General features: G+C 42.5%; 8 protein-coding genes. 3 read left to right on the top strand and 5 right to left on the bottom strand.

Going from position 1 to position 10,176, the window contains the following annotated elements:
- The 3 genes from H6G74_RS26770 to H6G74_RS26760 form a co-directional block, all read right to left on the bottom strand.
- Positions 1 to 1,334 (bottom strand): DNA cytosine methyltransferase (locus H6G74_RS26770; protein ID WP_242051358.1); only part of this gene is annotated, 1,334 nt, incomplete at its 3' end.
- A 70-nt stretch (positions 1,335 to 1,404) separates the two neighbouring features.
- A complete protein-coding gene (locus tag H6G74_RS26765) occupies positions 1,405 to 1,992 on the bottom strand; it encodes a hypothetical protein (RefSeq protein ID WP_190970531.1) in 588 nt (195 codons plus the stop codon).
- A 133-nt stretch (positions 1,993 to 2,125) separates the two neighbouring features.
- Positions 2,126 to 3,676, bottom strand: coding sequence for a hypothetical protein (locus tag H6G74_RS26760; protein ID WP_190970530.1), 1,551 nt, complete (start codon positions 3,674 to 3,676; stop codon positions 2,126 to 2,128).
- A gap of 149 nt (positions 3,677 to 3,825) precedes the next feature.
- Here H6G74_RS26760 and H6G74_RS26755 point away from each other — a divergent pair, with 149 nt between their 5' ends.
- Both H6G74_RS26755 and H6G74_RS26750 read left to right on the top strand, forming a co-directional pair.
- Positions 3,826 to 4,047, top strand: coding sequence for a helix-turn-helix transcriptional regulator (locus tag H6G74_RS26755; protein WP_224311777.1), 222 nt, complete (start codon positions 3,826 to 3,828; stop codon positions 4,045 to 4,047).
- A complete protein-coding gene (locus H6G74_RS26750) occupies positions 4,025 to 4,225 on the top strand; it encodes a hypothetical protein (RefSeq protein WP_190970529.1) in 201 nt (66 codons plus the stop codon). Before H6G74_RS26755 ends, H6G74_RS26750 begins: the two co-directional genes overlap by 23 nt.
- A 211-nt stretch (positions 4,226 to 4,436) precedes the next feature.
- Here H6G74_RS26750 and H6G74_RS26745 read toward each other — a convergent pair whose 3' ends face one another.
- Positions 4,437 to 7,262 (bottom strand): DEAD/DEAH box helicase, encoded by a 2,826-nt coding sequence (locus H6G74_RS26745; RefSeq protein WP_190970528.1) that lies wholly within the window; start codon positions 7,260 to 7,262, stop codon positions 4,437 to 4,439.
- A gap of 286 nt (positions 7,263 to 7,548) precedes the next feature.
- Between H6G74_RS26745 and H6G74_RS26740 the strand changes: the two genes are divergently transcribed.
- On the top strand, positions 7,549 to 8,151 hold the full coding sequence (locus tag H6G74_RS26740) for a BrxA family protein (RefSeq protein WP_190970527.1): 603 nt from the start codon (positions 7,549 to 7,551) through the stop codon (positions 8,149 to 8,151).
- Here the strand turns inward: H6G74_RS26740 and brxL are convergent.
- On the bottom strand, positions 8,148 to 10,166 hold the full coding sequence (brxL, locus tag H6G74_RS26735) for a protease Lon-related BREX system protein BrxL (RefSeq protein ID WP_190970526.1): 2,019 nt from the start codon (positions 10,164 to 10,166) through the stop codon (positions 8,148 to 8,150). The genes H6G74_RS26740 and brxL overlap by 4 nt on opposite strands.
- Positions 10,167 to 10,176 lie beyond the last annotated feature (10 nt).

Genomic DNA, 10,176 nt, shown 5'->3' with positions numbered 1-10,176 from the left:
CAATTTATCTGGAAGCGTTTGGAGAAATTAAACACATCAATCGTTGCTTCTATTACAGGTTGGGATTTTATTCTTGATGCTTTATTTGAATCAGATTTTTCGTGAATTGGTATGAAAGGAGGCGATCGCTCTTTGCTGATTTTTCTTAACCCGCTTAAAGACAGCATTTCATTGGCAAAAACGAATATATTCTTAAAATTCCAAGAAATTGGTAAAAATAGGCAGTTTTGCCAATTTTGGCAATTAATCTGATAACTGGTATTGCATTCTAGATGTTCCCTAACTTGCATTCCCACAGCATATGCAAGCAATGGGGGTACCGAATTTCCGATTTCTCTTTGGGCGTGGAGTATTGCCTCGCTGAAATTAAACCAATCGGGGTAGCTGTGCAAACGAGCAGCTTCTCTTACAGATATAACCCGTGGCTGTTCTGGATGAAGGGGACGTAATGCGGTGCGGTTGCCACTCCCCGCTCTTAAAGTCACGCAGAATCCATCCCATTGCAGCTTCTTTGATTTGGATTTAGCTTCCCTTGCACCTGGGGGAGTGTTGATGAATTGCTGAATTACTTCTGGTGTATGTGTTGTCGCTGCGAATCCCGTTCCAATGTTATTTACTATACCAATATTTGGGAATATTTTTTCAAGATACTTAGCATATTCTCCCTTCACCCAATCTGGATGCCATTCTTGAGTGTTTTGCTTGGGGAGTAGGGGGACTGGCGACAAGTCCGCGATCGCATCTCTAACTGTATGTTGAGGTTGATGCTCCGGCGCTATAATTTCTCCAAACTTAGATGCAATAAAAAACACCCTTTTTCTAGCTTGCGGAACCCCGTAATCTGAAGCGGTGAGGTTCCACTTTGAGAGAAAATAATGTTCTTCTAGCACTGCTTGGAGGTTAGCAGTAATGCAGCCAAACTTCTGATTCTCAATCCCTGGCACATTCTCCATGATTGCCGCAAGAGGATTGAGTTCCAACACCAGGCGAACAAACTCCCCCACCAACGAGTTTCTCTCATCCTCAACATTTTGCAGTCCAGCAACGCTAAATCCTTGGCATGGTGGGCCACCAAAAACGGTATGAATTTCCCCGTCCCAATCTACATACTTCGCCTGAATACAGGCACGTATTTCTTGCGCCGTCACCTCCCGAATGTCTTTGCACAAGACTGTGGCGTGCGGGAAATTATGTTGGTATGTTGCTAGGACGATGGGATTATTATCAATGGCGATCGCGATTTCAAATCCTGCTGCTTCAAATCCCAAATCAAATCCACCCACCCCGGAGAATAGGCTAATAGCTATTTTTTTGTTTGTAGCTGTTGAGTTCATTTTTCTGCGCTAATATAATGCGCGGTTTTATCTTTAAGACCAAGTTTCCTAATTCGACTATTTAAATAAATCAGGCTGCTTTTTCCCAATTTTTTGATGACGATTTGGAGATAGCAGCCAAAGCATAGCTCAAGGTATGCTTGTGAATTTTGGGCATTTTGTGAAACGACATATCTTGACCCCAATCTTGGACTGATTTGGTGCCAATATGTAATACTTGCGTGAGGGTTTTGACACAAGTTGCGCGAAAATTGGCGTGAGAAACGGTTTGCAGTATTTGTTTTTCAGTTAACCCTTCAAGGAGTATTTTTTCAAGAAAGGTTTGAGCGTCTACTTCCGGTGCATTGTATTCTCCTGTCAAGATGCTATTTAGCTGGTTTGGTACGATTTCGGCGGTGTGAATGTAAGCAAGTGTAAATTTACAATAGTTAGGTATTCCATCAAAATTGAGATCGCTTCCCCACTTGCGAACTGTTGGTCTTTGTACACCTAAGATGGCACATAGTACAGTGATGCATTTTTTTCGATATTGCGAATCTGTTTCTTCTTCAAGAAGTTCTCCAGAACTGAGTTCGGCAATACCGAAACAGTGGCGTAGAAATTGTCTGGGTTCTAACCTTTCTTTGGGTAAACTCTTGAGCATTTCATAGTTTTTCATAAATGATCCCTCACCTAAATGCAATTACAGCAACTCAAGGTACAGAGATACATTTTGTGTATTCTCTGCATAGCAATTATGTGAAGCTAGCTGTAATTTGTTAGGTGTAACTCTAAAATGTGATTTGTTGTTATTAATGACGTTGGGAATTAGTCAAATCAAAGACAAAAGCCGCAATAGCATTTATCCCTGTATGTAAAATTCCATTGACTGCTCGATAACCTTGACGACTCCAACCAGCCCAACCAAACTGCTCTCCTATATGCCCAAATTCAGCAATAATTGTTGATTCTTGGGTTTCGATGTTAGGTAAAGGTAATAATTGGCGTAATTGCGTTATTTCTTCCTGTTGTTTGGTATTAACAACTTGAAGTTCGGCTAGTTCTTCTTCTCGTAATAAGAGTACATTATTTAAATGCTCAACTTGCGACATTAAAGGTGTAATAGTTTTCTCCAACTCCGAGTTCACTACTTTAGCAGCTTGGCTATTGAATGTATTGCTCCATCTGTTTTTGTTAGCATCTTCGAGAGCTTTTTCTAATTGGGCTACTCGTTGTTCCAATTGTGCCTTTTCTGTTTGGAGTGACCGCACTTTCCCTAGTTCGCGTTCTGTTTCAATTAGCTTTTTAGCTACTTCTTCCTTGGTTTGGGCCATTTTTTGGGCATATGCTCTTGCTGCTTGGAGTTCCACAGTTGCTGCTTTTAGTGCTGCATCTCGAATTTCAACAAACCGCCCCAGTTCTTCTTCGGCTTTTTCTTTATTTTGTTGTGCTAAGGCTTCTGCTATTTTCTGCTCTAGTTGAGCCGCAGTGTAGAGTTCTTCAGTTCTGTAAAGCTTTGTCTGTTTGGGAGTAATTTCGGCAGTGGACACTTCTACTTGTAACTGTTCTGGTTCAAACAGGCGCTTAGTTTCTAGCCCCATAGAAACTGTATGGTCTAATAATACCCACCACAAATCTGAGTCAGTTTTATCCCATTTAGAAATAATGATGCCCCTACATCCAGTACAACCCATATTGTCCTCGACCACGATAACTCGCACTCCCGGTGCAAACTGTGCCTTAGATAATGCGATAGAATCTGATTTCCTAACAACCAGAACTGACTTAGAGTTATAAAGAGTATTTGCTTTAGGAGTAGGCAGTTCTGAGGTTGCTGCTGCTTTAATTTGTGCTGCTGTCTTTTTCCCAGTACCTACCAGCTCCTTCACTAAGTCAGTTGAGATTTGAGTTAACTGGCGTAGAGCTGCAACGCTCCAATTCTGTACTTTCTCGCGCACAAGGCGTTGCACCCTTTTCGGAAGCTTCTTAAACCAAGCGTATATTTCCATTGAGGCTTTAGCGATGTAGCGTGATGCCCCAAAGTCAGGGCTATCGAGCCATGCTGCAAAAATCTTTTTTCCATCAGTGGCCATAGCGATGCAGTCGTCATAGACATGCTGCAAAGCTCGACCACTTTCTAATAAACCATCAAAGGTTTGGCGAACAAATCCTAAGAAGTTACCCAAAGTCGTTCGGGCTTTGCTTTGTAGTTCAGGTCTTTTAAATTGGTTGTAATCGAAGCTGTAAGTTATTGCAAAAGGAGCAATGGCATCGGCTTGTTCTTTGATATATTGCTCTAATTCTAATTGGGCGATCGCTTGGTTGTCGGCTAAAACTACGACCGCTCCTTGCAGTTGTGTCATGATTATATTGACCTCGCAAGGGGTTGACGTTAGCCGTTGCGTTCTTCCTGGAAGTCGAGTGCAGCGGCTTTCTGTTACTAATTCTAATTGTGTTAACTAAAAGCGTCAACCCGTTGCGGTAAGTAAATGGTAAAGTTACTGTAATGGATATGAAGCAGTTAAGAGAGCGGTTAAATCTCAGAACCGTCGATGTAGCTAGTAAAGTTGGTGTTGGAGAATCTTCTGTACGCAATTGGGAGAAAGGGCGTACTATACCAAAACTAAGAATTGATCAGACAGCAGCATTATGTAAGCTTTATGGATGTTCAATTGAGGAATTAGACCAAGCAGTTAAGGAATCCATAGCTAATGCTTCACAATACCAAGATTGAAAATTTCGGCGTTGCTGAATTATGGGATGATTTCGCCCAATGTGGAATGAATTTTCAATGGTTTCAACCGCCAATTCATCCCGCATTTATGCAACGCCAAAATTTCCTATTGTTTTTAAATATTACAAAGGAAGAGAGAATAGCACTTAACTATTACCAAGCTATTATCAGCCGATGATTTGCTAATTTACTTGTCGAATACCAAAGCACTAACGGACAATAAGAAACAGGAAGGTGAATATGCGATAACACAGGCAGTAGCAATTATAGAATCAAAAATAGATCTGTATGAAATATTCAGGGTGAACAGTATCAAGTAGCATTTGTGGGCTTGGTCAAATCTGATACGGTATAAGATGCAATTATTCAACCCAGTAGGCGCAAATGTTCTACACTGCCTGACTGATTGCATCTAACAAAAACAAACCCAAGTCTTTATGCAGTGCTTCATTATGCTGCGGACAACCAGTTGAATGTAAACACCTTGGACAACCTGCTTCACAATCACATTCAGCTGCTAGCGCATATGCTTTAGCAGCGAAATTGGTCAAGTCAGAAAATATAGCTTCTGCTGCTCCATTACCACCTTCACAAGTGTCAAAAAAGTAGCCAATTGTTCTAGTTTCTTTTTGCGTAACTATTCCATCCACATCTAGGCTAGAGGACAAAACTACCAGGGGTACAGCTTTTACTATCTGGTGTTGGATGCTATGGACTGCTGTAAAATCAGCACTACTAGTCCATAGTGTTTGGTATTGTTCAGGAACTTCACCTCCTGTGGATGTTATAATTTCTTGTTTGTATTTGTTGACTTGTACTTGTATCGCTTTTTGTAGGGGTTCATTTATTTCTACCAGTACGCAGGGCGCTTGGTATTTTGTAACATACGGCTCCTCAAATGCTACTTCTGACTGAAGTTTTGTTACTTCAGCTGCTCCTAGAGGATGCCTACACAAGGAGCAAGTTTTCCCTTCAAGCGGTTTTTTGTAGTTACCACAACGCTGATTTTTACAAGTCATCCCATAAGTGCGTTTCATCAACCGATAACCTGTAACAGAATTAGTAATTTCTCCCCAAACAAGGGTTAAACGCAACCGAGCATCTTTGATTTTGGTGGGGATAATTTTGGACTCTGCCAATGTAGAAAGTGGTTGAATATCTAATTCTGATTCGGCTTCAGTAAATAAATCTGTATCTTTACCTAGATAAGCTAGTAATGCTTCCCCTTTCTCTTCATTAAGGCTTTCGCTGCGGTAGGCTATTAACTCGCTGCTGTCATCTTGTACCATATATACTGCTTGCGGAAATACCTCCCGATGGGCAAGCGAAAGTGACATAATTTCTAAAATTTCGCCTGTGTGCTTCTCAATTAAGGAAATCGAGGTTTGAGGGCTGCTTCTGAGATTGATGTCTTTGTGCGGATAACCTCTTCCCCAAAGTTTTCCATTATTACTCAGAAAAATTTTGTTTTGTTGTAAAAGAGAACCTGCAACTGCGTCGGCGGCTTTTCCGAAACGGCTATTGAGTTCCTTTAAAGCCAGACTACTTTCAATGCAGCCGCATTCTAAATGTTTGCCTAGAATTGTGGGATAGTCTGGGTTAAAAGCAGCAGATTCAACTTCTCCCGATAATAACTGTTCGCTATGCCGAGCGTAGAATATATCAATAGGATTTTGTCCCAAGGGTAGATAAATTACAAGTCCATGCTGCTTGCGTCCGGCTCTTCCTACTCGTTGCCAAAATGACATTAAACTACCCGGAAACCCACGTAGCAAACAGCAGTCTAGCTCAGGTAGATCAATTCCCGCTTCCAAGCTAGAGGTTGAGATAATTACTTTAATTTGTCCAGCTTGCAGTTTTTGAATAATCTCCCGGCGGCGATCGCCTGTCAAAGAACTGTAGAACACCGCCACCTTGCTTGTTAAATAACCTAATCTAAGTCGTTGTGTTTCTCTTTGAATTAAGCCTAGTAAACCTTTGACAGCAGCACGAGAGTTACAGAAGACAATACCACTGAGATTATACTGCAACCAGGAAATCACAATTTTGGAAGCTTCAACATTAGCTGCACTATTTGGAGCAAGGCATAACAGGGTACGTCCAGCATTAGCTGCACCACTACGTTCAATTAAGTATAGTCTTTGGGGTTGATGGGTTCTGCCACTAAAGCGCAATGCCATCTCTTGAGGATTGCCAATTGTGGCACTTGAACAGATAAATTGCAATTTTTGAGAATTACCGCCAACTGCATCAACTGCTAACCTTAGCCGCCGCATTAAATTGGCAAAGTGTGCGCCAAAAGCACCAATATAGGTGTGGCTTTCGTCAATTACACAGTAACGCAACTGTCTTAAAAACTGCCGCCATCCTTCTCCCTGATCTCGACGGCGCACATTATAAAGATAGTGGTGCAACAAGTCGGGACTGACTGCCAAGATGTTTGGTGGATTAGGAATAAACAAGCGCTGCCGTTCGGATGTAGGTGTATCCCCCGTCATTAATGCGAGTTTGAGACGATTGTTGGGCATTGCCTTAACAAGCGATTGCAACTTTCGCATTTGGTCAAGGGCTAATGCCTTAAGTGGAAAAATATATAATGCCGTTGTTTGCGGTTGCTTGATACAGGATTCGAGGATGGCGAGATTATAGCACAGCGTCTTTCCGCTGGCTGTGGGCGTGGTAATACTTAGGTCAAACCCAGCACGTAATTTTGTCAGAGCTTCTAGTTGATGAGAATAAATGTTGGTGATACCGTTATTTTGCAACGCCAAACGTAAAGCAGGCGGTAAATCGCTGGGTACGGGGTGAACGATCCCTTGGTTGGGATTTTTGATATCCACCGCCGTGATGCTTGCAATCAATTCTTGAGCTACAGACTGAAATGCCAGGTGGGGGATTTGGTGAATGCGTTCGGAAATTGTTGTGAGTGCGGCGTTGTTTTGTTCAAGAAATGTTGTAGAGGAAACTAAGTTGGCATTACTTGATTGAATTGATCCAATAGAAATTGCGTGTTCCCAATCTTCAAATTGAGTTGGTTTCACCTCTTCTACAAACTTAACAATCAACCGTCTGCCCAATACTGCCATTACCTCGCCAACTCCATACTCTGGCGAGTAAACCTGTTTACCATTACTTAGCCATGCGGGCAGTTCTGGAACAGTTTGGTTGGCGGCACGGATAATGGCGGCGTAATCAGTTGGTTTACTGTCAGTCACAAAACTAGATTTTTGCTACTGGTGCTTGATTACCTGTCAGTATAAACCTAATGAATTTAGTCTGAACATTGCCATGAGCCAGATTATAAGCAAGCATTAGTATAATATTTTACTATGCTTGACTTTTCAAACATCCTCTTAAACTCCGAAACCTTGACGAAAATGTAATAGGAGATTTACATAGTAGGATGCTAACGAGAATTTCTGAAAAACTATTTAAATCGGTAACTTAACTATTGAGGTTTGAAGGAGGGTCTTGCTTGCTTGCCTCTGTCTTTTTGCAATTATGACTGAAACTGCTTATGCTGCCCGTACTGACAATGCTTTTGTCCTAACTGAAACCATAACAGTTGCTGAACTGATGTACCTTGGTGCAACCCATGAAGATATTCGGCAACGGGTATTGATAGGAGATTTGTTTCAATTGCGTTCTCAAGTTTCCCGTGAGCGAGCGCTACAAACTATACTCAAGCGCCTTCATCAAGTGCCAGAGGCATACATTAAATTAATTGCCACTGGAAATCCTGATATTCGCCGACTTACTATCCTGTTTCTGATTCTGCGAGAACATCGTTTGCTACGCGAACTCATTGCCGAAGTACTGCTGGACAAGATTAAGACTTTTGATTACTTCTTAACTTCTGCTGACTTGCGAACCTTCTTTGAAGGTAAACGAGACCAGAGTTCAACGGTGGGTGCATGGTCTGACTCTACTTATAAAAAGGCTATTAGCAATACCGTATTAGTACTAGTAAATGCTGGTCTGTTGCAGCCCAAGTCACCACGAGGGAATTATCAAATTCGTGCGGTTCCCGTGCCATCACCCCTTCGCCAGCAACTCCTTGCTGATGGGTTAGGTCATTACTTGACTTTGATGTTGGATGTTTAATCGACGGCTAGGGCTTTAAATACTGCGTCTACTGGGTCAGCGTAAAACGATGTTTGAAATTTAGCAAACAACTCTGGCGGGACGCTGGCTAAATCCACGGCGCTGGCCATTGGTAGAAGTATGCGTTTTGCGCCTGCATCAAAGGCTACTTGCAGGCTACCTGCTAGGTTACTGACTGGGGTAATAGTACCTCCCAAAGTCATCTCACCAAATATGGCAAATTGAGTCTGGACGCTCCGTTTCAGGGAGGCAGAGCATAAAGAAACAAATAATGCTAATGCACTCTCTTCTGGTGTTCCAGCCCCTTGTAAATCTATTAACTGTAGCAGGAAATCCCAATTGCCTGGGTGAATACTGCTACTAACTCTTTGAGCGTTAGCTTTGAAGTAATTAGTGGCAATGTTCAAGCTATCCTTCATTTTGCCAGTATTTGCTATACCAGTACGTACTAGCTTGCCACTACCAGGTACTGTTTGCAGTTCGAGTTTGAATGTGCCGATTATGCCGCTATCTCCAATACTGACAAAGTGTAAATGTCCAGGAGTCAGCACATCTTGACTAATCAGGCTTGACCCTCCCTGTTCTGGAACTGAGACAAAATGCTCTTCTAAAGTTTCCAGGTCGATGTAGCTGAAATGTACATCGTAAAATTCCATGCCGCCAATTTTCTTTAGCTGTTCCTTGACTCGCCGTCGCACCCGTAGTGCATAAACTAGAGCTTCACGCACGTCTTCTTTGCTAAATGATCCATCTGGGAAGAGCAGCTTTAGTAGACCAGATACGGTTTTGCGAACCGCTTGCACATCTCTTTGCTTCAGGTTATTACCCAACCGAAAGAAGGAGTCGATCGCATCGGCAAAACTGCGTTTACGCATTTCCCGCAGCCATTCAGCTAAATAATCTACGATAAAACCGTATTGGTCAGTGAAGTTTTTAGGGCTGAATTTGGGGATTTCCCAGCCTGGAATATAGGCATGAAAGCGGTCGAAAAAGGCAGTGTCAATCATGGCTTCGGGGAAAGGTGCAAGCAGGTGAGAAGTTTTCACCAAGGATTCTACGCTTTGATTAATGTTGCCAACAAAAACCATAGAAGCATTGGCGGTAATCTCAGCCTTACCCCGTGCAAAGGAACCCGATGCCATGTAGTCTTTCATGATTTGCACACCGTCATTATCATGAAAGCTGATGCCTGCTACTTCATCAAAGGCAACTACGTCAAATAAACCCACTAGTCCCACACGACGGGTGGACATATTGTAGAATAGGTTGGCTACTGTAGTTTTACCACCAGAAACAAGGATTGAGTTAGGAGAAACTTCTTTGTAAACGTGGGATTTGCCTGTAGAACGGGGGCCAAGTTCGCAGCAGTTGTAGTTATTCTCGCAAAGGGGTACTATACGGGCTAGTAAATGCCATTTCACGTCTTCACTGACGGTAGTCGGTTCCAGTCCTGTTGACCGAATTAACAAGTCAATCCATTCACTACGATCAAAAGCTGGGCGACCTGCAAAAAGTTCTTCCATATCCACGTTAGGCATTTGGATGGGTTTGAGGCTACCCACAAGGAAGGGGCTGGGTTTGGTTCCTGCTTCGTACTCTAGTTGCAGGATGCACCAGATACCACTACCCAAGAGTTTTGGATTTGGTTTGACGATTTCTGGGTCGATGACTATGCCTTTAATACCCAGGTTCATTAAACTACCTTGGTAAATGTCATCTTTTTCGTTGAGGGTTACTGTTACTTGGTCAATGATAGTAAATCGCCCCAATTCCCGAATCTTGGATTTAACCTGTTCTGCCTCATCAGGACGAACATAATTCTGAGCCAGGATATTCTTGACACGAGCAACGCCCTCGTCAATGGTGATTTCGTCGTCGGTCGCGCAGTACATACCCAGCAGATACTCCAGCACATACACTGGTACATTAGCGCCTTCTTTGATACGTTTAGTTAGGTCTTTACGCACTACCTTTCCTGGGTAAATGCTGTTTAGCTTTTGGTTCAGGTCGTCCATACTAGAGGCA

It is taken from the genome of Nostoc spongiaeforme FACHB-130, assembly GCF_014698475.1.
GTDB classification, from domain to species: Bacteria; Cyanobacteriota; Cyanobacteriia; order Cyanobacteriales; family Nostocaceae; genus Nostoc_B; species Nostoc_B spongiaeforme.
Note: the sequence above shows the minus strand (reverse complement) of the source record. Positions and strands in the feature narration are given on the sequence as shown.